The organism is Pseudodesulfovibrio senegalensis (assembly GCF_008830225.1).
Lineage (GTDB): Bacteria > Desulfobacterota > Desulfovibrionia > Desulfovibrionales > Desulfovibrionaceae > Pseudodesulfovibrio > Pseudodesulfovibrio senegalensis.
Genome location: NZ_WAIE01000007.1, coordinates 123,585 through 142,945 on the forward strand (window position 1 = coordinate 123,585; position 19,361 = coordinate 142,945).

The following is a 19,361-nucleotide window of genomic DNA, read 5'->3' on the forward strand; positions in this document are numbered from 1 at the left end:
TAGACAATGACAACGCAAGAATTGACGGATGCTTTCAATGAACGGTTTGAACCCAAGCGAACCTTTTGGGCCATTGAAGGGCAGCTCAAGAGGCGTGGGTTTGTCAAATACCATCGCCGCACACTCAAGACCGGAGATGAAACTCTTTGCCCTGCGACTGGATACATCACCGTCAAGACTGATTCTCCAGCCCCTAACATGAAGACAAAGCGGAACTATCGCTACAAGCACCTCGTGGTGTGGGAAGAGGCAAACGGGCCGGTGCCGGATGGTATGTATATCCGCTTCCTCGACGGCGACAAGACCAATTGCTCATTGGATAACCTTGTCATGGTTTCTATGGCCGAGCACGCAATTCTGAACAAGTTGAATTTGAAAGAGTTGCACCCCGATCTTCGGGCAACTGCAATTGCCACGGCCCGGTTACAAGCGAAGTGCATAAAGCTGGAAACAGCAAATCGCTGAGAATCAGCAGTGACACGACACAAAGGAGACGACATGGAAAATTACGACGAACAAATCCGAGAATTGAACCGGAAGAGAAACGAGGAAAGGGAAAATTTGGCGAAAGAACTTCTCCCTGGATATCGCAAAGAGTGGATAGGCAGATGCTTCAAGGCTCCGAACTCATATGGTGAAAGCTATCCCGATTGGTGGCTGTACGCCAAAGTTACCAGCGTTGACCAATTGAATTTCTCACCGATGGCAGCCATGAACCAAATTTCCAGTGCTTTCAGTTCCAAAGCTGCGCCCTGAACAAAGTGGAATTTCAGTTCGATCAATTCAGATACCGCTTTGAAGACGATTGGGAAGAAATCGACCCGTCCGAATTTGAACAGGAACTCAACAACGCTTTGGAATCTGTACGAGAAAGAGCGGTCAACTAATCCGCAATACGTTTACCAAGGAGAATTTACCATGAACGACAAAATGAAAAGCAGGAGAAAGGTATTCCCTCTCTCCCGCAACTCTGCTGAAGCTAGAACGGCTGACCGTTATTGATCGGAATACTGGCTAATGTTCCTCTGTCATTGTGAACTCCGTGCCGTTTTCCGTAAGCAATAATCGCTTTTCTGAGATTGGGATCATCGGAAGCCCATTCGATTGTAGCCTGGCCAATAATGAGCCGACTTGTATCTGAGATAGATAAACGTAGATAACGAGTTTCACCAGCGGGAAGCGTAAATGTGCCGTTTACCGTTGCTATTGTGACAGCACTATTTCCTGAGGCGTTGCCGGAGTAGACGGAGCTATACGATGTAACGTCATCCCCTGCATGATCACGAAATGTAACCCGACAAGTTACGTCACTTCCTGTGATGTTGGTCAAGTAGATGTAGCTTCTGACAAGCACACTAGAATTGGAATAGGACGCACTCATGCAGGGAACAAATGCACTTCCTCGAGTTTCAAAGGCGGCTACGGATGAAACGCTGCACAAAGAGAGCAGCAGTGCCAGGATACTAAACACAACAATACGATTTTTCATAAAAACTCCTACGTTATGATTTTGTTTAATGTCGCAGTAAATCCATAGAATATCAACAAAGAACTCAGCATAAGGATGGAAGAATGCCCCCGAAATGGCCCTATTGTAAAAAATGTAAATGCCGCAAAGAGTTTATTGAGCCTCGTGGCGAAGGCGTTCTCACGCGTTGTCCTCAGTGCGGCAAAGAAGCAGTCTCATATTCCCAAGCAGCTTATAGGTGGCAGATGCGCCAAGAGTTAAAAGCCAAAAAGGGGCTTTCGCTCCGCATGAAGCTCGGTACTCACAGCACGGCCAGCAGAGAAACGAATTGCACCAAGAAGCCGAATCCCGGCGACAAAATACAGGTGATGTGGAATGGCCGTTTTTACTCGGCTCTTGTCGAGGAATACGTTGCTGCCCACGACCTTTACATCGTCGCGTTTGTTTAGCGCGTACTACATGAGATAGGAGCGAACCATGGCTATGACAACCAAAGGTAAGCGATGGAGAACCGGTCTGATCAAAAAAGCCAAGACCATCCAGAACCAAGTTCTCCATATGTCGGCAGAGGACTATGAAACCATGCTGCTGGTACGTTACGACAAGAGCTCAACAGCAGACCTCTCTATTGATGCCCTGAAAGATTTGTGCGCACACCTCCAGAAACTTGCAGGGCAAACGAAAATCCCCGCATTGCCAGATGCCCAGGCGCGTAAAATTTGGACGCTCTGGCAGGAGTTGCACAAGGCGGGAGAGGTCCGCGATCCTAACGAACAGGCGCTGAATGCCTTTGTGAAAGGCCAGACAAAAAAAGGAGGCAAACCTGGCGTGGGATCATACCGTTGGCTCAACAGACATCAGGCAAGCACCATAATAGAATCATTGAAAAATTGGCAAAAACGGATCATAAAGGAAAAGACCGCAGTCTAGCAGGTGAGGCCCAGCATGAACGAAAGCAGAATTCCAGCCGCCGCCCTTTTGACGGATTTGATAGATAACCTTGCAAGTTTTGCAACAGGTCAGCTGGGCCTCTCTCCCTCCAAATCAAAAGAGTTCGCCCAAGATGCGGCCGCATTCCTGGCCGATCATTGGGGAGGACAGAACGTCTACATCCCCAAAGACATGGCCGGGAGAATTTGCTCCAGAGACGCCCGCATCTATTCTGATTTCAACGGCGCTAATGCCGACGAGCTGGCCCGCAAGTACGGGTTGTCTTACCAGCACATCCACCGTATCATAAAAAAAGAGCGGGAGAAGCGTAGCGTTAAGCAACATGGTCTCCCGCTCTCTTGAGATGGTTTCAGTATGTGTAATGGAATTACAAAAATTCCGTCCCGATAAATCCCGGATGATCCCGGCACATCCCGATAATCTTACACACACTATCTAGTTATCACGGGGGTTCTCATCAACCAAAATCCCCATGCTGTATGGGCATGGGGATTTTGTCGTTCTTACTACCGGCTCATTTCGTTTCGAATCTGAGCCTCAAGTTTCTCTCCTACTCTCCGGATTACTCCGTTGCCCAGCGTGAATTGTTTGCCGAATTTTCGCCAAGCCAGCTGCTTGGCGATCTTTTGTGCAGCCTTGTCGTGTTTGCTGAAGAACAGGCGACTGCCCGTGTCTTTGATCATGCCACCACCCGCGAGCGAGTAGAGCACGTTGCCCTGATTATCGACGCGATAGCTGATGTTGGTCATGAGTCGTTTTGGAATGGCAACGTCTTGAGCTTGTGCCGTTTCTTTTCTTGATCGCAAAATGGCCAATGCGACCTGGTTGCCCTGTTCGGCCTTGAGTTTTAGGAATCCGGACCAGTTGTGAAATGGTGTTTCTTTTCGTAAGATTCTTCTACGCTTGGCCATGTCTGCACGAATTGTTTCCTCGTGCTTCAGGCCGTGCAATTTGGCTAGGGAGATTAGAGCTTTCTTGTCTTTCCAAACCAAGTCCGTCCGGTTGCGGATTTCCCGCTGTTTGAGCTTCCATTTCTTTCGGACGGCTTCAAGGTCTTCTTTCTCTTGCTCTTTGCATTGCTCATAGCCGTGCTTCTTGTTCTTGATGGCCTTCTGGTATTCCCGATACAGGTTGCCGCGTTCCGGATTTCGGTGGACTGGCTTTCCTGTGTATCTGTCTCGTTCAACCACATGTTCAAGGCTTTTAGCTGGCCGGAATTTCCCAAAACGCGCTTCCAACTTGTGGAGTGAAAAGGATCTGTCCAGTGAACTGGCTTTGATTCGTTGTTTGCCGAAACGATTTTTTATGACACAACCGTTGCCTCGTGGAGTGATGGCCAACCCCTGTTCGGCAAATATCGTATGTAGCTCCTGCCAACTTTTGGCCACCTCGGCCATTTTGAGCAAATGTGTTTTCTGGTCCTTTACATAGCCGTCAAAGGACTGCTGGCCGGAGTGTGCTTCATATGTCCGTGCCTTTTCATTCTCGCGTGTGTTGTTTCGGGCAGGATTCCTCCCATTGTCGACCTTCAGACTGTATTTTTGTTCAAGCTGCCGGCATAGCTTGTCTCGTTTGTGAAAATCCCGGTACGGCTCATGCCTGGTCAACTTTTCAGGATGAATCATATTGTAGGCAACGTGCATGTGGACGTTGGCCGTGTTCTTATGGACACCGCAATGGCGCTGGTGTTCCTCATAGCCCAGCGTTTTGGCAAATTCCTTCTCGATCTCCTTGTACTTCTCAATCGTGAGCAATGCTTCGTCCTCCGGACGAAACGAGACAATCAAATGGTAGGTCTTTTCCTTGCCGGTGCGGAGGTTGAGCGCTTGCGTGTCCTCAACTTCCGTTATGGCCAGTTCATAGTCATCACCGGCCCAGCATCCAGCAGCCCATGCAGCTAGGCATTTCTCCCCCTCGTGGCTGGCGTCTGCCACGTAACGGGCTAAACGCCCGTAATCGTCGTTGGCTTGCTTGCAGGTGATATGTCGGCTGATCATATGCGCCCCACGGCTTTTTTGAGCTCGGCTTGTCGTTGTTCGATTTCCTTCAGCAGGATTCGTACATCATCCTCAAAGTCATCTTCGTTGGTCAGCCACATTTTCAGCAGTCCACCTAGGCGGCCTATATCTGCATTGATCCGCAGCAGTTCCCGCCGGGCTTGGCGGTCTTCCCGGCTGACAATTTGGTGTCCCAGAGATACGCGCTTGACGAATGTAGACACGGACAGTCCTGTCATGTCGGCCTTGGCGATGATAGCCGCGTATTCCTCGTCGGATACGTATGATTTAAGCACGTGCTTCTTGGAGGGCATCGTTTCGGCCAATCTCTATGTTGATTTTCATCCACAACCCACTGACAGCATGAGGGAGGCAAGATTCGGGCAACTGCTGTACGCTATCTATCCGCATGCATTTGCACATCTCTTCCATACGTTGAGCGTAAGCGCCTTTTTGCCAGTGCTCCCAGTAATCTAGTAATCCATAAACCGGTGCCAGATCGTCTTCAGTGCATTTGGGGGTAGCCGACTTTGAGGGAACCCTGCTTATGCAGGCCAAAACGAAATCCCATGCCATCTTTGCAGCACCGTAATCCATTTCGTCCATGTTGGGACAGCGGGTAATCGTTTGCACTTGGGCAACGGCTTCGTTGAAAGTGATACCGTCCAGATAGCACCAATATTTCATGAGGCCTTTGATTCCCCTCAGTTCCTCCGGTTTTAGCGGCACATAGCTGAATTTGGTCGGAACTATGTGCGGTGTAAGCTGCTTCTCCATAGCGTTAAACGCTTCCAGAAACTTCACCTTCCATTCCATGGCCTTCTTGCCGGTAAATCCCATGGCCAAGATCGAAAAGCCGTCACGAGTCATGTTGACTGCGGGCCGCGCTTCTCCTTTGGAGTCCAAGTATTCAACGGGCGCAAAATTGCGCCCGTTAAACTCCTTGGGACAATCCAAATTATTTATGGCTTTGAGCACATCTTTATGCTGCTTTTTAAAATGTTCTGCTACAACGAGTGAGGAAACCATGGGCTGCCCGCTAGCTTTATTTTGAACGATAAGCTCTTTTAATGCACTAATTTTATTTTTCTTTTTAGTCATGATGTTCTCCTTTGCGTAAATGGTGTCACTCCCTGCGGAGCATATACGTTGAGCCGAAGGCGAATAAGTCAACCACAGCCAGCAAGGCTGTGGCAGGACGTAAGGTAGTCTCCACGAAGTGGGCCTACCTTACCTATCCTGCCTTCGGACTCCATGACAGTATGCGTCCGTGAGCGTCCTACGTCTATAGGCGGACATTAAAAGACATAAGAAGACGTTGAATGACACAAAAGGACATAAAGAGGGGAGATTCAGGACGTAAAAAGACATTAAAGGACGTTGAAAGAAATTTAATGACATGAGAAGAGATAAGAAAAGTCTAGCAATTATATCATTGGAAAAATATACCGGAGAGATAACATGAATTTAGTTTCAGGTTTCAAGGTAGAGGATGCAAAAAAAATGTATATGAAGTACTGGGGCGGTGCTATTGCTACTGATGAAGTTTATTCGAGTGTTCGGAACGCCACCACTCAACGAGGTTATGTTTACCACTCGCAAATCGGTGGGGAAGCAAAAGAGAAAATGTGGAGAGATTATAGGAGTTTCGTTGAAAAGAAGATCGGGGACTATGTCGTAGGGACAATTTCTGAATCTGAACATTTGAATAACCTTAGTGAATTGGTGGAATTTATGACTTCGGTTCATTCAGATTCGTTGAAAGAAGGTCATTTTCGTTTTGGATCAGCTCAGAAGCTTTTTAATCTCACACTAAAATTACTTTGGGTGAAAGGCGAGATCGTTGAACCTCTTCATGCGCCAATTGATAGTTATGTCGCTAAGAATGTAGGTGAAAATTATGCTTGGACAAAAAACGACTCGCTTGATGCGTATGTTGCTGTCATTGAACGCTGTAAACGGGTTGCTAAAGCTTATGGTCTTTCATTGGCTCAATGGGAGTTGTTGTATTGGAATATGGTCGTCCTTTCTGCGACGATTAAGTAGTATCCTCTAATCATAATAAAATTGAGAAAAGGCTGCTGGTCAGTAAATAAGTGTTGATTATGGGAGGAGAGAAAAATATTGAATGACATAAGGTGGAAAAGAAAAAAGTGTTTAGTCCAAGATTACATCTATAAGAAGAACTGGATGGGTAATGCCTGCAAGACATACTCGCCAATCTTCGGAATCATCTTGGAATGGATTTCCTGCCAGACGTGTTCGTTGGATTTGTGGCCAGCCGTCATAGTAGGTCGTAAAGCGGACAGGATCGCCTTGCTTTAGATTGAGTTGCGCAGAGGATGGGATTTCTTGAGCCGCGACAATCTCCGCTTGCTGCAATTTGGTTTCAAGAAAATGTATGAGACCGTTTGATGTGAGGAAATGATACTTTTCGCCTTCAGGGGAATACCATTTCCCATTGATCCGGAGCCTGAAGCGGCCAGCCTTGCCACCGGTCGTGTCTACCCATTCTTCGGCGCTGAAGATGTTGATTCGTTCTGTTTTTTTATCCAGCTTCAGAGTGATGGTTCCGAGTTTGGGACGGGATTCGGCCATGCTTTGACTGCCTGTTGAAGTTGTTTTGCTATTTGTCATTTAGCATTTGCGCAAAAAATGAGCAAATACTTTGAAAAATGACTGCAAAAAGTAATTAATAGACGAGGTCTGTATTACCATTTTGTATTACCGAAAAGAAAAGGGTTTACAGCTAATGCTGTAAACCCTTGATTTCCTTGGTCGGGATGAGAGGATTTGAACCTCCGATCTCTGCGTCCCGAACGCAGCGCTCTACCAAACTGAGCCACATCCCGACGTGGTGCGAATCGAGCTTTTAGCTGACCTGGATTCGAATGGCAAGATAAAAAATCATTTTTCTTGCAAGTTGGACAATCTAAGTAAATAAGCATACTTTTAATTCCTGAGGACGAACTGTCATGAAATCATTTCCCAATACCAATAATTCCCGTACAGTGTTTGCTGTTGAAAAAGGCGAACATACTTGGGTAATCTCGAATTGGACCTGAAAAGGAGCTGCGAGTGATTAAAGTTGTTGTCGTGGATGATTCGGCTTTCATGCGCAAGGCCATCAGCACGATGCTCGGCAAGGATTCTGATATTGAAGTCGTGGCCACGGCCCGTAACGGGCAGGAGGGGCTTGAAGCCATCCGTACCCACGATCCCGATGTCGTTACCATGGACATCGAGATGCCTGTGATGGACGGACTTACGGCCTTGCGTCACGTCATGATGGAGATGCCCCGGCCCGTTCTCATGGTTAGTTCCCTGACCACGGAAGGCGCGGAAGCCACCCTCAAGGCCATGGAACTCGGGGCTGTGGATTTCATTCCCAAGCAGCTGTCCAAGGTGTCGCTGGATATTATCAAGATCGAACAGGATCTGATTGACCGTGTGAAAACCGTTGCAAGGCGCAAGATGCGTCATGCCCCGACTCGGTCCGTTGCCCGGGCAAAGGTTGCCCCGGTTTCGGCGCGGCCAGCCGTGCGCAAAGGCAGCGTCAAGCGGGATGTGGTTGCCATCGGAGTCTCCACCGGCGGCCCGCCCGCCGTTCAGAAAGTTCTTTCCGCGCTTCCGGCCGATTTTCCCGCAAGTATTGTCATTGCCCAGCACATGCCTGCAGCTTTTACTGGCCCCTTTGCCAAGCGTTTGGACAATGTGAGCAATATTTCCGTGAAGGAAGCCGAGCCTGGAGACGTGCTCAAGCCGGGGCATGCCTTTGTTGCGCCCGGAGGAAAACATATTGTTCTGGACCAGAAGGTGAGCCGCATCGATGTGGTCGTTACCCCGGAACCGAAAGAGGCCTTGTACAAGCCCTCAGCCAACGTGCTCATCAGCTCGGTTGCCCAGGCTGTGGGGAGACGGGGCCTCGGCGTCATACTTACCGGCATGGGCAATGACGGCATGGAAGGCATTCGCGAGCTCAAGGAAAAGGGCGGACGCGCTTTGGCGCAAAGCGATGCAACGTGTGTTGTTTACGGAATGCCCAAGGCAATAGTGGATGCCGGGCTTGATGACGAGATTGTGGACATCGACGGAATGGCAGAAGCCATCATGTCCAATTTGTACAAGTGATTTAGACCATTATCGTCACCTTTGGGAGCAAGCGGTTATGACGGAATGCAACGAATATCTGGTTCTGTTGAAAAGTGAAGACATGGAAATCGTTCGGGAGGGCGCTTTCAAGGCCGGCGAGGCCGGATGCGTTGAAGCCGTTCCCGAACTTGCCCGTTTGCTGACCGCAGACCACCTCGGTATTCAGGAAGCTGCAGAGAGTTCCTTGCGCCGAATCGGCGGCAAGGCTGTGGTGCAGGCGGTCATCCCCATGCTGCGTTCGGACTCTGCTCCGGTTCGCAACCTTTCCATGGATATACTTCGAGAGGTCGGCCATCAGGATGTAAACTCTCTTATCGAGTTGTTGCACGATGATGATGCCGACATACGTATTTTTGCCTCCGACATTCTGGGGTCTTCCCAAAGCCTGATGGGTGTGGAAGCCTTGTGCGAGGCCCTGCTCAAGGACCCCGAGGTCAATGTCCGGTATCAGGCTGCTGTCAGCCTTGGCGACCTCGGCAGGGAAGAGGCGGCTGTAAGCCTGAACAAGGCCATGGAAGACGACGAATGGGTACAATATGCGGTAATCGAGGCCCTGACCAAGATCAAGCATGCCAGTTCTGTTGATGCGTTGGTCAAGGCTTTGGACAAGGCTTCTGACCTTGTTGCGTCCATGATCATCGATGCCCTTGGCGAAATGGGCAATGTGAAGGCCGTGACCATGCTGCTGCGACGCATGGAGGATTCCCCTACCGCGCTTCGCAACAAGATCGTCAAGGCCGTGGTGAACATTCTTGGCGGCAAGTCCCTGACGTTGCTGACCAACGACGAACGCGAGAAGTTTCGGCAATACCTTCTGGTGGCTCTCAAGGATGAAGACGAGGAAATTCAGGATGCGGCCATTCAGGGGCTTGCTTATGTGGGCGGAGAGCAGGCCGCGAGGGGGATTCTGTCCATTGCCGCGAAACTGGATCAGGATCGCGATCAGGATAGGCTGGCCCAGATCATTGCAAATTTGTCCAAGATTGGCCTGACCGAAGCCCTCAAGGATGCCGTGGCAAGCGACGACAAGGACTTGGCGCAGGTTGCCGTACAGGCCCTGGCTTTGGTGGCCGAGGACAGCGCAGATGAAGTCTGTTCGATTTTCATGGATGTCTTCTGGGATCTGGGATTGTATGTGCAGCGGCAACTGATCAGTGTTTTGGCTGATGTGGCCGGGGACGGCGCCACGGACTTTTTTGTCGACGTGCTTGAAAGGCATGATGACGGGACCGTGCTCAAGGGCGCGGTCGGTTTTCTCGGTGTCAAAATGCGCAAGGCCGATGTCGTTGACAGAATTTTCCCGCTGCTCGATCACCAGTATGACGACGTCAAGGAAGCCGCGCTTGAGGCGCTGATATCCATCAACGGTTCCGAAGTTCGTGAGCGTTTCGTGGCCATGGCTTCCAGTCAGGAGCCCATACAGCGCCTGATGGCGGTGTATGCGTTGGGCAAGATCGGTGAGCCCGAAAACATCGTGCAGCTTGAGATGGCGCTGGAAGACGAATTGCCTGACATTCGCAAGGTGGCGGTCGAGGCCATCGCCCAGTTGTGTGAAGGGACCTGCGGCTGGGCTCCCCACGTATTGGGTCGCCTTGAAGATGAAAACAAGGACGTGCGTCTGACTGCCGTGGAAATTTTGGGCAATTGTTATGAAAAGGAATACTTGCCCCATTTGCTCAAGGCTTTGAAGGACGATGACGACTGGGTCCAAATTCGCGCGATTGATGCCCTTGGAACACAGCGAGAGGAAGAAGCTGTTCCCGAGCTTTTGGAGTTGCTGGAAAGTTCCAACCGCTTTGTTGTCATGAAGGTGATCGAAGCTCTGGGAAGGATCGGCGGCACGGTAGCCTTCCGTTCTTTACTTGAAATCTCCGACAGTGATGAATATGAACTGGTTCGCGCAGCCGAAGACGCCATCACGATGATTCAGGAAGGACAGGAGAACTAGGTTCAGATGTCATCGCTTTTTTCCAAGACCATATCCCTGGGCAAGGAACTCAAGATCACGGATTCCGAGTTCGCCAGCCTGCGGGATTACATATACGAGCAGTGCGGTATCTATATTGCGGACAACAGGAAGTACTTGCTCGAGAATCGCCTGGCCAACAGGCTCAAGAAGTTGAGCCTCAAGGATTTCGGCGAGTACTACTATTATCTTCAGTACGACAGCAACCGGGTTCATGAACAAAAGCGGTTGTTTGAAGTCATTACGACCAATGAGACGAGTTTTTATCGCAACCCGCCGCAACTCAAGGTTTTTCAGGAGAACATTCTTCCGGCTGTCATCGACGCGCAAAGAAAGAAGGGTCTCAAGTCCCTGCGCATATGGTCTGCCGGCTGTTCCACAGGTGAGGAACCGTATACGCTGGCCATGATCATCAGCGAGGTGATGCGTGCCGAGGTCCGTTCCTGGGACATTCGTATAACGGCCAACGATCTTTCGCCGCGGGTTTTGGATTCGGCCAGAAAAGGTGTGTATTCCGAGTACAGTCTGCGAACTACTCCCAAAGAGATAGTGGAAAGATATTTCGAGCCGGAAGGGGGGGCCTATGCTGTGCGTCCGGAAATCAAGAAACTTGTCTCCTTCGGCCCGTTAAATCTCAAGGATCGGCAGCATCTCAAGTCGGTAGAACGGTCTGAGATCGTTTTTTGCCGCAACGTGATCATTTATTTTGATGACGAAATGAAAAAACAGGTCATCAACGCTTATTATGACAATCTCGTTCCCGGAGGGTATCTGGTTATCGGACATTCCGAGTCGCTTCACAACATCAGTCGGGCCTTCAAGCCCATACATTATCCGGGCGCGATCATTTATCAGAAGGAAGCTTGACGTATGCGTTTGCGTTGCATTGGTTTGTCATATAATCATAGCCTATCGGTGTGGAGTACAAGGGGGAACAAATGCCGAAGCATGTTTTGATTGTGGACGACTCCAAAACAGTGCGAAACCTTGTGGCCTTCATCATGAAGAAGGAAGGCTTCAAAGTTACCACTGCGGAAGACGGTCTTGACGGCCTCGAAAAGCTCTATGGAGCGGGAGAGGTCGATCTTATCGTTTCCGACATCAACATGCCGCGTATGGACGGACTGACATTTATCAAGACCTTGCGCGAGCAAGAGACGTATCGCGATATTCCCATTGTCGTGCTTTCCACCGAGGGACAGGATAGGGATATTCAGACCGGGTTGACTGTGGGGGCCAATCTTTACATGGTCAAACCGGCGCAACCTGAAAAATTGGTTCGCAATGTCAAAATGTTGTTGGGCTGAGGGCTGGCATGCCCCCAACGGTGAATTTGTACTGCAACAACACGAGGTGCCTGCATGAGTCAGGACTTTCTTGATCCGGAAATATTAGCCGATTTTTTCATGGAGGCCAAAGAGCACCTTGAAACAATTGAGCCGAATCTTCTTGAACTTGAGCAATCTCCCGAGAACCTTGGCCTGCTCAACGAAATATTTCGCCCGATGCACTCACTCAAGGGGGCTTCCGGCTTTCTGGGACTCAACAAGATCAATGGTCTTGCCCACAAGGCTGAGAATATCCTGGACGAGTTGAGGCAGGGGGCCATTCAGGTCACGTCCGGGATTATGGATTTGATCCTTTCGGCCACGGATGCCCTGCGGACCATGGTGGACAACCTGGAAGAGCACGGCGTTGAAGGCGATGTGGACACGGCGCCCATCATCGCCCAGATAGAGCATGTGCTCGAGAGTGGAGACGTGGTTTTGGAAGAAAACGCTGAAACTCAGGATGTCGGGGAACAGGAAGCAGATATACTGACGCCCGAAGTGCTGGAACCGGAAGATGCTGATGCATTGGCAACGACCGAACAAGAAGCCATCATTGAACCCGAGCCGGCCGGACAGGCTGTCGATACGGGGAGTACCATCATGACTGATTTTTCTCCTGTACCTGATCCTGATTTTGACGGAACGCCCTATGCCTTGACGACGGTCGGCGAAGGCCATCTTTCCGACTTTTTGGAAGAGGCCCAAGAGATCATCGATAATCTCAATCGTTCCCTGTTGGCCCTGGAAGGGGATGCTGGCGGCAACGATGAACTGATTAACGATACGTTCCGGTATTTTCACAACCTCAAGGGCAACAGCGGCATCATCGGTTTCAAGGAACTCAACGGGTTGACCCATGAAGCCGAGACCTTGCTGAACAAGGTGCGGAAAGGGGTCATGCCTTGCAGCCAGGGGTTGGTAGACCTTCTGCTTACCGTTGTGGACCAGATCGAAGCGCTTGTGGCCAAGGTGGATGTCGAATCCGGCAAGGTCGAACCTATGGATATCACTGTCTTTGCGCAGGTTCTCCAGAAAGTGACCGAAGAGGAAAATAGCGATTTTGCCCGTGTGTTGACGGACGGACCGGGCAAGGGAAGCAATGAAGCCTCGTCGACTCCAAAAGAGGCCGCCCCTGCTGCCAGTGGCGGAAATTCCGACGAAACTCCGGTTGCGGACGGTGCAGACTTTGATCCTGAAGATGTGGCCTTGTTTGAGCAGACCATCAGCCAGCAGGTTGATAATGTCCTTTTTGCTCTCAAGGAGTTACGGGCAGATCCGAATAAGTCCGACCTTGTGGACGGGTTGTTCCGCAGCTTGCAGACCATTCAGAATTCTGCCGGATACATGGGATTTGACGAGATCAAGACCTATGCGGAACGGACTACAGGCCTTGTCGATCAAGGGCGCAAGACCGATATGGATTTCGGGCTGATGGTGGATTTGCTTGATCAGGAATTCGGTATTTTGAACGATATGCTTACCAAGGCCATGGGAGGGCTCAAGGGTGGAGCCCCTGAAGACGCACCCGAAAAGCCGGCTGCCCCGGCTCAGCCCAAACCGGCTGCTGCAGCTCCCAAGCCTGCAGCCCCCAAGCCGGCACCCAAGGCTGAAACCGAGGCACCCAAGGCTGCCGCCAAGTCTGCTGATTCTGCAGCGCCCAAGCCAGCAACTCCCGCAAAGCCCAAGCCTGCGGCCCCCAAGACTGGCGGAAAGAGTTCCTTGCAGAAGGCAAAGGCTGCCGTGGCCAAGGAAATGGCAAAGCCCGATACTGCCGCTTCCACCAAACAAAAGGCCTCTACCACCATTCGCGTGGATCATCACAAGCTGGATCATCTCATGAACCTCATTGGTGAGTTGATCATTAACCGCAATAGATACTCCATGCTTGCCCGCGCCCTTGAGGACGGTCAGGAAGAGGTTCATGTCGTGGCGCAGCAGCTGACCGAAACCACCTATGCAATGGCGCGTATTTCCGACGATCTTCAGGATACCATCATGAAGGTCCGCATGGTGCCGGTCCAGACGGTTTTTTCACGGTTCCCGCGTTTGGTGCGCGACCTGAGCCGGAAGAGTGGCAAGCAGGTCGAATTGATCATGGAAGGCGAAGAAACCGAACTCGACAAGAGCGTTGTTGAGGAAATCGGTGATCCGCTGGTCCACCTTGTCCGCAACGCCGTGGACCACGGACTTGAGGATGAAAACGAGCGAGTCGCCGAGGGCAAAAGCCCGAAGGGCCACGTCTGGTTGCGCGCGTATCACAAGGGAAATTCCGTAGCCATTGAAGTCGAGGACGACGGCAAGGGCATCGATCCTGAAAAGATGCGCCAGATCGCCGTGCGCAAGGGCGTCATTTCTCAGGATGAAGCCAACGTGTTGGATGACCGCGAAGCTCTTGAGCTGATTTTCGCTCCGGGATTTTCCTCGGCCGAAAAGGTCACGGACATATCCGGGCGCGGCGTGGGCATGGACGTGGTCAAGAACAACATCAAGAATCTCAAGGGCAGTGTGCATACCACCTCTGAATTGGGCAAGGGAACCAAGTTTACGCTTACCCTGCCGCTGACACTGGCCATCATCGATGCGTTGATGGTTCAGATCGCCGGCGAGACCTTTGCCATTCCGCTGGATGCCGTTTCCGAAACCACCAAAATCGAAGTCGACAAGTTATCCGACGTGAACAACCGCAAGGCCGTCAAGCTTCGCGGCGAGGTCCTTGGCATTGTCGAACTTTCCGAACTGCTGGAATTGCCGCCCAATGAGAACGAGCGGGAAATTGTGCCGGTGGTCGTGATTCATGACAACGACCGCAGGCTCGGATTGGTTGTGGACAGGTTGTTGGAACGTCAGGAGATCGTTATCAAGCCTCTTGGACAGTACCTGAACAACTTCAGCCTGAAAGGCCTGTCCGGCGCAACCATCATGGGCGACGGTTCTGTGGTGCTGATTTTGGATCCGCACGAAATATACAGCCTGTCTACCACCCTGCAGAAGCCTACGCATAAGTCGTTGGGCAAGAAATCGGCTGTGGAACAACAGCAGAAAGCTGCCCTGCCGCAATAGAAAAAGGCGTTGTAGTCGATAATAAAGGCCGGCCTCCTGAGGGAGACCGGCCTTTTTGTGTGTCTGCGAAAAGTCTAGATCATGGAAACAAGGCCCAGACATACGGCACAGTTCAGGCTGTGGATTGTCCACAGCAACAGTGCGCCGACAAAGGCCAACCATTTCATGCGCATGGGGTGGGCGCTTCTGGCCAGCAGAAGCCAAAGCAGACAACAGATGAGGGAAAACCCCAACAGCCCTCCCCAGAGTGCGCCCATACCGGTTTGCAGTACCAGTGTACGGGCTTCCGGGGAAAGCAGAGCAAAGAGCCATGCCTGCGAAGCCATTTCCAGCAGCATGGCCCCAAGAGCCCAGCGGGCGGCGAGGGGCAGTGAGAATTTGTAGTAGTCCCGTCCGAAATCGTCCTTGTTGCGTCGCAAGACAAGGTATACCAGACTCAAACCGGCCGCAGCGCTTATGGCAAAAAGCGTGTACTGAACGGTCAGGGGCCAGAAAAACGAGCCGCTGTGCAGGGGGAGTTCGGCAACTTCGAATGTGGAAGAGGCTCCGGTGGTGGTAATACCGAAAATATACAGTGCCGCCACGAACAATGCGAGCCCTGCCAGCAGGGAACCGCTGGTGATTGCTCCGAGCATGGTGTGGAGCATTTTGTGTTTGCGGAATCGTTTCCAGAGCAGGGCGTAAGGGATATAGAGGATAATTCCGAGACCCACGGAAGCATAAAATGGCATGAATGGAGAGGATGTGTCTGAAAGCCATTGTCCGAGCCACGGCATACGGTTGATGGCGACGGTCCCTGCTATTGCCACGGCAGCCATGCTGATGCCGAGAAGACCCAGGCCCATGATTGCTGTCTGCTGCGCGTATTTGTCGTAAAAGGCTTTGGAACTGTTTTGTGCTGCAAGTTGATTCAGGGTGGCGACAAAGGCGGCACCAAGTGCGGCAAGACCCATCAGGTCGAAAAATGCCGGTGCTGCCATTTGGGCGACCAGTGTCAGGCTTTCAGTGATATCCATCTTTTCGTGTCTCCGAAGGGTGATTGAACGGAAGCGTTTTGAAGATTATTAATTCGTTGGTTTTGTGCCTGAAAAAAGCAAGCGTGGCAAGGTTGCGCGGGGTTGGTTTTCGGAAACGCATAAATTGGTTTCTTGAAAAAAAACGCTGTATCGCCTATTACCTGTGGGAACATTGCAATGATTTGTCAATCGGAGATTATTTATGCGGTATGCATTGGCGAGCCTCGGCCTTTTTGCTTTTTGCCTTGTTGGGTGTGTCAGCACCGGGTCAGGGTCCAAAACCCATGATGCGAGCATGGAATGGCGCATGAAAAGCCTGGAGGAGAATTTCCTCAATTTTCGTGAGCAGCAGAAAACGCAGATGGAAGCCGAAGCTGCGGAGAATGCCCGGTTGAACAAGCGTCTGGCGGCATTGGAGCAGCGTGTGGCTTTGGCCGACCCGGCCATGGAAACCGTAACCGAAGGGCCGCGCAAGGCCAAGCCGGACGATTCGGGGTGGGTCAGCGATCTCAAGGAAGAACAGAGTGGCTGGCAGGAGGTTGATCCTTCCAAGGCGACACCGGCACAGCCCCGCCACAAGGTAGCCAGCAGCAAGGAGCCGAAACCATGGGCGGAGTTGCCCACTCCGAAACCCCAACCAAAGGCGCCGGCGAAAAAAGTCCAGAAGGCCAAGCCGCAACCTGTCACGCCAAAGGCTGCATACGATTATGCGCTTTCCCTGTACCGTGCGGAAAGATTTGTCGATGCGAGAAAGGCGTTTGACACCTACCTGAAGCGGTTTCCTCAAACCGATCTTGCGGCAAATGCCCTGTATTGGAAGGGTGAAACCTATTATTCGCAAAAGAATTACCCCCAAGCCATCATGACCTTCAAGGACGTGGCCCAGAAGTACCCCAAACATTCCAAGGTGCCTGCAGCCATGCTGAAGACCGGAATGGCGTACGAGATGTCTGGCGACGTTGATAACGCAGCCTTCTACCTGCGTGCGCTCGTGGAGGATTATCCCAAATCCGCTCCGGCCGGTTTGGCCCGCAAGCGTCTCGCTGCCCTCGGACGCTAACGGGGCGGTCATGAGCGCTCGTCGGGATCCGGACAAGGAATTTTTTGCGTGTCTGGCGTTTCGACATGCCAAGGGGGTGGGGCACAAAACCTGGCGCACCATTTTCAATGCCTATGATTCTGCCTACGAAGCCTTGCTGGATGCCGATGCCTGGCCTGATAAAGGGTTGGCCGACCGACGCAGGGCAAACGCCGTCCTGAACGAAGGCTGGCGCGAAAAGGCCCGGGCCGAATACCTTGCTGTTCGCGATGCCGACATGCAGGTTGTCTGTTGGCATGACAACGCATACCCGGATCGCCTCAGGAACATCATGGAACCTCCGGCCTTGCTGTATTGTCGTGGAGACGTTTCCCTGTTGCGGAATCCCTCGGTCGCCGTTGTCGGGGCGCGCAAGTGCACGCATTTCGGTTTGGAATCCGCAGAACGAATCAGTTACGAACTGTCCTCGCTCGGTATCACCGTGGTATCCGGGCTTGCTTTGGGTATAGACAGGCAAGCGCATCTGGCTGGCCTGCGTGGGTTGGGGCGTTCCGTGGCCGTGCTCGGCGCCGGGATGGATCAGGATTACCCCTCGGACAACGCGGACGTGCGCGAGGTGCTGGAACGGCGTGGTTGCGTGGTCACCGAATATCCGCCGGGAATGCGTGCGGACCCTGCCAATTTTCCTTTTCGGAATCGAATCATCAGCGGGCTTTCCCTTGGTGTGGTGGTGGCCGAAGCCGCCAATCGCAGCGGCAGCCTGATCACGGCCCGGCTCGCCTCGGAAGAGGGGCGCGAGGTGTTTGCCCTGCCCGGTCCGTTGGGTCAGCCTACCTTCACGGGCTGCCACGGGCTCATCAAGCAGGGGGCAGCCCTTGTGGAGTGCGCTGCAGACATCGTGGAAGTGTTGCGATATGAGTTCGCCGGGGAGCTGGACATGCTTCCTGATGCTCCCCCAAGGGGCGCGGAAGACCCGGATGCATTGCCCGGAGGCGTGATCCGGACTGCGTCCGCAAATCGCAGGAAATCATCAAGGCCTTTGAAGACTGCCAAGGCCGAGCCCATAGACTCCGTACCCCGGAAATCGCGCCAAGTGCCGATTCGCGCAGCCGTGGTTCTCGATGCCGAAGAGCAGGAACTCATGGATGTGCTTGAGGAATCCGGCAAACAGCAGGTCGACAGCCTGTGCCGTTCCCTGGGGTGGCCCAGCGGCAAGACCAGCCGCATGTTGCTGATGCTTGAAATGCGCGGGGCGGTGCGTCAATTGCCCGGCATGTGGTATTTGGCCCGGGAGTCGGAGCCTATCTGATCCAGCGGACAACTTTCTCCACCGGGCGTCGTGTCTTTGCCCTCGGTTCCTTGACCCTGTAGCCGAACGCGCACAGGACAGCAGCGCCGTGGGTTGACTGGTCCATGCCGCAGCGTGTTTCCAGAATGTTGTTCAGGGCCTTTGGGTCGAACCCTTCCATGGGGCAGGAGTCGATGCCCATGAGTGCGGCGCCGGTGAGCATGTTGCCGAGCGCGATATATGCCTGTTTGCACGACCAGTCGAACATGGCCCGGTCACTGTCCAGAAGCCTGAAGGTCTCGCGTTGGAAGCGTTCCACGAATTCCTTCATGAAGGTGTATACTTCGTCGGGAACCTTTTGGACATCCTTGAGCATGTAGTCAATATAGGAAGAGTCAAAGCGCATGATGGGCATTTTTTTGCCCAGGAGCACGGCAAGGTGGCTGCAGTTGGGGATTTGCAGTTGTCCGCCCGGGGCGATTTCCCTGATAGCTTCACGAATTTCGGGGTTCATGATCACCAGCATGTCCCATTGTTCGAATCCGAACGAGCTGGGGGAAAGCCGGGCCATTTCGATTATTGCCTCGAATTGTTCTTCGGGTATTTTCTTTTCGGGATTGAAATCTTTGCACGCATGGCGGAATTGATAGGCGTTGATAATGGATTGCATATTCATTATTGTCTCCTTTGCTTTATTGTTGTGTGCCGATTTTAACAGGGTCGGGCGATTTGGCAAGTTTTGTCAGTGGTTTTTTATACTGCCTGACGCTGTATGAACATATTTTCGATTTGGAGGAATTGTGGACTGGAAGTTGTTCGTTACCACGTTTGCAACTTTGTTTGTCGCCGAATTGGGGGACAAGACCCAACTGGCCTGCATGCTCATGACTGCTGAAAGCCGTAAGCCATGGACGGTTTTTCTCGGGTCGTCTCTGGCCTTGGTTACAGTCAGTTTTCTCGGGGTGGTACTGGCCAATTTTATTTGTCAGTACATTTCTCCGGCCATCATCAAAAAGGTTGCGGCGGCCGGTTTCATGGTCATGGGGGCATTAATCTTTTTTGATAAAATATGACAAAGCCGTGTCTTGAATCC

General features: G+C 51.9%; 22 protein-coding genes and 1 tRNA gene. 15 read left to right on the forward strand and 8 right to left on the reverse strand.

The genetic code is table 11. The annotated features are described in order from the left end of the window. Positions 1-6 precede the first annotated feature (6 nt). Positions 7-465 carry an HNH endonuclease signature motif containing protein gene (locus tag F8A88_RS13990; protein WP_151151794.1) on the forward strand — a complete coding sequence of 153 codons (459 nt, stop codon included), beginning with the start codon at positions 7-9 and terminating at the stop codon, positions 463-465. Between the two features lie 33 nt (positions 466-498). Then, complete coding sequence (locus tag F8A88_RS13995; RefSeq protein ID WP_151151795.1) at positions 499-756, forward strand: hypothetical protein; 258 nt, start codon at positions 499-501, stop codon at positions 754-756. 223 nt (positions 757-979) lie between these two features. On the opposite strand, the gene F8A88_RS14000 is transcribed toward F8A88_RS13995, so the two are convergent. After that, positions 980-1,489, reverse strand: a complete 510-nt coding sequence (locus tag F8A88_RS14000; RefSeq protein WP_151151796.1) for a hypothetical protein — start codon at positions 1,487-1,489, stop codon at positions 980-982. 83 nt (positions 1,490-1,572) lie between these two features. Between F8A88_RS14000 and F8A88_RS14005 the strand changes: the two genes are divergently transcribed. From F8A88_RS14005 to F8A88_RS14015, 3 genes are read left to right on the forward strand one after another with little or no spacing between them, the layout of a single operon-like run. After that, positions 1,573-1,917, forward strand: coding sequence for an FmdB family zinc ribbon protein (locus F8A88_RS14005; RefSeq protein ID WP_151151797.1), 345 nt, complete (start codon positions 1,573-1,575; stop codon positions 1,915-1,917). Positions 1,918-1,945: 28 nt separating this feature from the next. Continuing rightward, positions 1,946-2,398: a regulatory protein GemA gene (locus F8A88_RS14010; protein ID WP_151151798.1), complete on the forward strand. Its 453-nt coding sequence runs from the start codon at positions 1,946-1,948 to the stop codon at positions 2,396-2,398. A 15-nt stretch (positions 2,399-2,413) separates the two neighbouring features. Continuing rightward, a complete protein-coding gene (locus F8A88_RS14015) occupies positions 2,414-2,761 on the forward strand; it encodes a Mor transcription activator family protein (RefSeq protein ID WP_151151799.1) in 348 nt (115 codons plus the stop codon). Positions 2,762-2,925: 164 nt separating this feature from the next. On the opposite strand, the gene traI is transcribed toward F8A88_RS14015, so the two are convergent. The 3 genes from traI to F8A88_RS14030 are packed head-to-tail and all read right to left on the reverse strand — an operon-like array spanning position 2,926 to position 5,517. Then, a complete protein-coding gene (traI, locus tag F8A88_RS14020; RefSeq protein WP_151151800.1) occupies positions 2,926-4,416 on the reverse strand; it encodes a TraI/MobA(P) family conjugative relaxase in 1,491 nt (496 codons plus the stop codon). Continuing rightward, positions 4,413-4,712, reverse strand: coding sequence for a plasmid mobilization protein (locus F8A88_RS14025; RefSeq protein ID WP_241667469.1), 300 nt, complete (start codon positions 4,710-4,712; stop codon positions 4,413-4,415). Before F8A88_RS14025 ends, traI begins: the two co-directional genes overlap by 4 nt. Next, positions 4,705-5,517, reverse strand: coding sequence for a Rha family transcriptional regulator (locus F8A88_RS14030; RefSeq protein WP_151151802.1), 813 nt, complete (start codon positions 5,515-5,517; stop codon positions 4,705-4,707). Before F8A88_RS14030 ends, F8A88_RS14025 begins: the two co-directional genes overlap by 8 nt. Positions 5,518-5,877: 360 nt before the next feature. Between F8A88_RS14030 and F8A88_RS14035 the strand changes: the two genes are divergently transcribed. Beyond that, positions 5,878-6,462, forward strand: coding sequence for a hypothetical protein (locus F8A88_RS14035; protein WP_151151803.1), 585 nt, complete (start codon positions 5,878-5,880; stop codon positions 6,460-6,462). A gap of 111 nt (positions 6,463-6,573) precedes the next feature. Here F8A88_RS14035 and F8A88_RS14040 read toward each other — a convergent pair whose 3' ends face one another. Beyond that, positions 6,574-7,053 (reverse strand): hypothetical protein, encoded by a 480-nt coding sequence (locus F8A88_RS14040; RefSeq protein WP_151151804.1) that lies wholly within the window; start codon positions 7,051-7,053, stop codon positions 6,574-6,576. A gap of 138 nt (positions 7,054-7,191) precedes the next feature. Then, positions 7,192-7,268, reverse strand: a tRNA-Pro gene (locus F8A88_RS14045). 226 nt (positions 7,269-7,494) lie between these two features. Here F8A88_RS14045 and F8A88_RS14050 point away from each other — a divergent pair. The 5 genes from F8A88_RS14050 to F8A88_RS14070 all read left to right on the forward strand — a co-directional run bounded on the left by F8A88_RS14050 (position 7,495) and on the right by F8A88_RS14070 (position 14,925). Next, positions 7,495-8,547 (forward strand): protein-glutamate methylesterase/protein-glutamine glutaminase, encoded by a 1,053-nt coding sequence (locus F8A88_RS14050; RefSeq protein WP_151151805.1) that lies wholly within the window; start codon positions 7,495-7,497, stop codon positions 8,545-8,547. 37 nt (positions 8,548-8,584) lie between these two features. After that, positions 8,585-10,516, forward strand: coding sequence for a HEAT repeat domain-containing protein (locus F8A88_RS14055; protein ID WP_151151806.1), 1,932 nt, complete (start codon positions 8,585-8,587; stop codon positions 10,514-10,516). A 6-nt stretch (positions 10,517-10,522) separates the two neighbouring features. After that, complete coding sequence (locus tag F8A88_RS14060) at positions 10,523-11,401, forward strand: CheR family methyltransferase (protein WP_151151807.1); 879 nt, start codon at positions 10,523-10,525, stop codon at positions 11,399-11,401. A 71-nt stretch (positions 11,402-11,472) separates the two neighbouring features. Continuing rightward, positions 11,473-11,841: a response regulator gene (locus tag F8A88_RS14065; RefSeq protein ID WP_151151808.1), complete on the forward strand. Its 369-nt coding sequence runs from the start codon at positions 11,473-11,475 to the stop codon at positions 11,839-11,841. A 54-nt stretch (positions 11,842-11,895) separates the two neighbouring features. After that, positions 11,896-14,925 (forward strand): chemotaxis protein CheA, encoded by a 3,030-nt coding sequence (locus F8A88_RS14070; RefSeq protein ID WP_151151809.1) that lies wholly within the window; start codon positions 11,896-11,898, stop codon positions 14,923-14,925. A 74-nt stretch (positions 14,926-14,999) separates the two neighbouring features. Here the strand turns inward: F8A88_RS14070 and F8A88_RS14075 are convergent, their stop codons facing one another. Further along, a complete protein-coding gene (locus F8A88_RS14075) occupies positions 15,000-15,941 on the reverse strand; it encodes a hypothetical protein (protein WP_151151810.1) in 942 nt (313 codons plus the stop codon). A 38-nt stretch (positions 15,942-15,979) separates the two neighbouring features. Here F8A88_RS14075 and F8A88_RS15885 point away from each other — a divergent pair, with 38 nt between their 5' ends. From F8A88_RS15885 to dprA, 3 genes are read left to right on the forward strand one after another with little or no spacing between them, the layout of a single operon-like run. Further along, the gene (locus tag F8A88_RS15885) at positions 15,980-16,252 is read left to right on the forward strand and encodes a hypothetical protein (RefSeq protein ID WP_170283798.1); all 273 of its coding nucleotides are present in this window, start codon (positions 15,980-15,982) and stop codon (positions 16,250-16,252) included. Next, entirely contained in the window at positions 16,249-17,001 is a 753-nt protein-coding gene (gene ybgF / locus F8A88_RS14080; protein WP_241667470.1) for a tol-pal system protein YbgF, read from the forward strand. Before F8A88_RS15885 ends, ybgF begins: the two co-directional genes overlap by 4 nt. A 10-nt stretch (positions 17,002-17,011) precedes the next feature. Continuing rightward, positions 17,012-18,289 (forward strand): DNA-processing protein DprA, encoded by a 1,278-nt coding sequence (gene dprA / locus F8A88_RS14085; protein WP_151151812.1) that lies wholly within the window; start codon positions 17,012-17,014, stop codon positions 18,287-18,289. On the opposite strand, the gene F8A88_RS14090 is transcribed toward dprA, so the two are convergent. Continuing rightward, the gene (locus F8A88_RS14090; protein ID WP_151151813.1) at positions 18,282-18,944 is read right to left on the reverse strand and encodes an NAD(P)H-dependent oxidoreductase; all 663 of its coding nucleotides are present in this window, start codon (positions 18,942-18,944) and stop codon (positions 18,282-18,284) included. The genes dprA and F8A88_RS14090 overlap by 8 nt on opposite strands. Positions 18,945-19,068: 124 nt before the next feature. Between F8A88_RS14090 and F8A88_RS14095 the strand changes: the two genes are divergently transcribed. Then, positions 19,069-19,341: a TMEM165/GDT1 family protein gene (locus F8A88_RS14095; protein WP_151151814.1), complete on the forward strand. Its 273-nt coding sequence runs from the start codon at positions 19,069-19,071 to the stop codon at positions 19,339-19,341. The last annotated feature ends 20 nt before the right edge of the window (positions 19,342-19,361 follow it).

Coding starts and splice junctions, on each gene's coding strand:
- F8A88_RS13990 (WP_151151794.1), top strand. CDS start 7: ATGACAACGCAAGAATTGACGGATGCTTTCAATGAACGGTTTGAACCC.
- F8A88_RS13995 (WP_151151795.1), top strand. CDS start 499: ATGGAAAATTACGACGAACAAATCCGAGAATTGAACCGGAAGAGAAAC.
- F8A88_RS14000 (WP_151151796.1), bottom strand. CDS start 1,489: ATGAAAAATCGTATTGTTGTGTTTAGTATCCTGGCACTGCTGCTCTCT.
- F8A88_RS14005 (WP_151151797.1), top strand. CDS start 1,573: ATGCCCCCGAAATGGCCCTATTGTAAAAAATGTAAATGCCGCAAAGAG.
- F8A88_RS14010 (WP_151151798.1), top strand. CDS start 1,946: ATGGCTATGACAACCAAAGGTAAGCGATGGAGAACCGGTCTGATCAAA.
- F8A88_RS14015 (WP_151151799.1), top strand. CDS start 2,414: ATGAACGAAAGCAGAATTCCAGCCGCCGCCCTTTTGACGGATTTGATA.
- traI (WP_151151800.1), bottom strand. CDS start 4,416: ATGATCAGCCGACATATCACCTGCAAGCAAGCCAACGACGATTACGGG.
- F8A88_RS14030 (WP_151151802.1), bottom strand. CDS start 5,517: ATGACTAAAAAGAAAAATAAAATTAGTGCATTAAAAGAGCTTATCGTT.
- F8A88_RS14035 (WP_151151803.1), top strand. CDS start 5,878: ATGAATTTAGTTTCAGGTTTCAAGGTAGAGGATGCAAAAAAAATGTAT.
- F8A88_RS14040 (WP_151151804.1), bottom strand. CDS start 7,053: ATGACAAATAGCAAAACAACTTCAACAGGCAGTCAAAGCATGGCCGAA.
- F8A88_RS14055 (WP_151151806.1), top strand. CDS start 8,585: ATGACGGAATGCAACGAATATCTGGTTCTGTTGAAAAGTGAAGACATG.
- F8A88_RS14060 (WP_151151807.1), top strand. CDS start 10,523: ATGTCATCGCTTTTTTCCAAGACCATATCCCTGGGCAAGGAACTCAAG.
- F8A88_RS14065 (WP_151151808.1), top strand. CDS start 11,473: ATGCCGAAGCATGTTTTGATTGTGGACGACTCCAAAACAGTGCGAAAC.
- F8A88_RS14070 (WP_151151809.1), top strand. CDS start 11,896: ATGAGTCAGGACTTTCTTGATCCGGAAATATTAGCCGATTTTTTCATG.
- F8A88_RS14075 (WP_151151810.1), bottom strand. CDS start 15,941: ATGGATATCACTGAAAGCCTGACACTGGTCGCCCAAATGGCAGCACCG.
- ybgF (WP_241667470.1), top strand. CDS start 16,249: ATGAAAAGCCTGGAGGAGAATTTCCTCAATTTTCGTGAGCAGCAGAAA.
- dprA (WP_151151812.1), top strand. CDS start 17,012: ATGAGCGCTCGTCGGGATCCGGACAAGGAATTTTTTGCGTGTCTGGCG.
- F8A88_RS14090 (WP_151151813.1), bottom strand. CDS start 18,944: ATGAATATGCAATCCATTATCAACGCCTATCAATTCCGCCATGCGTGC.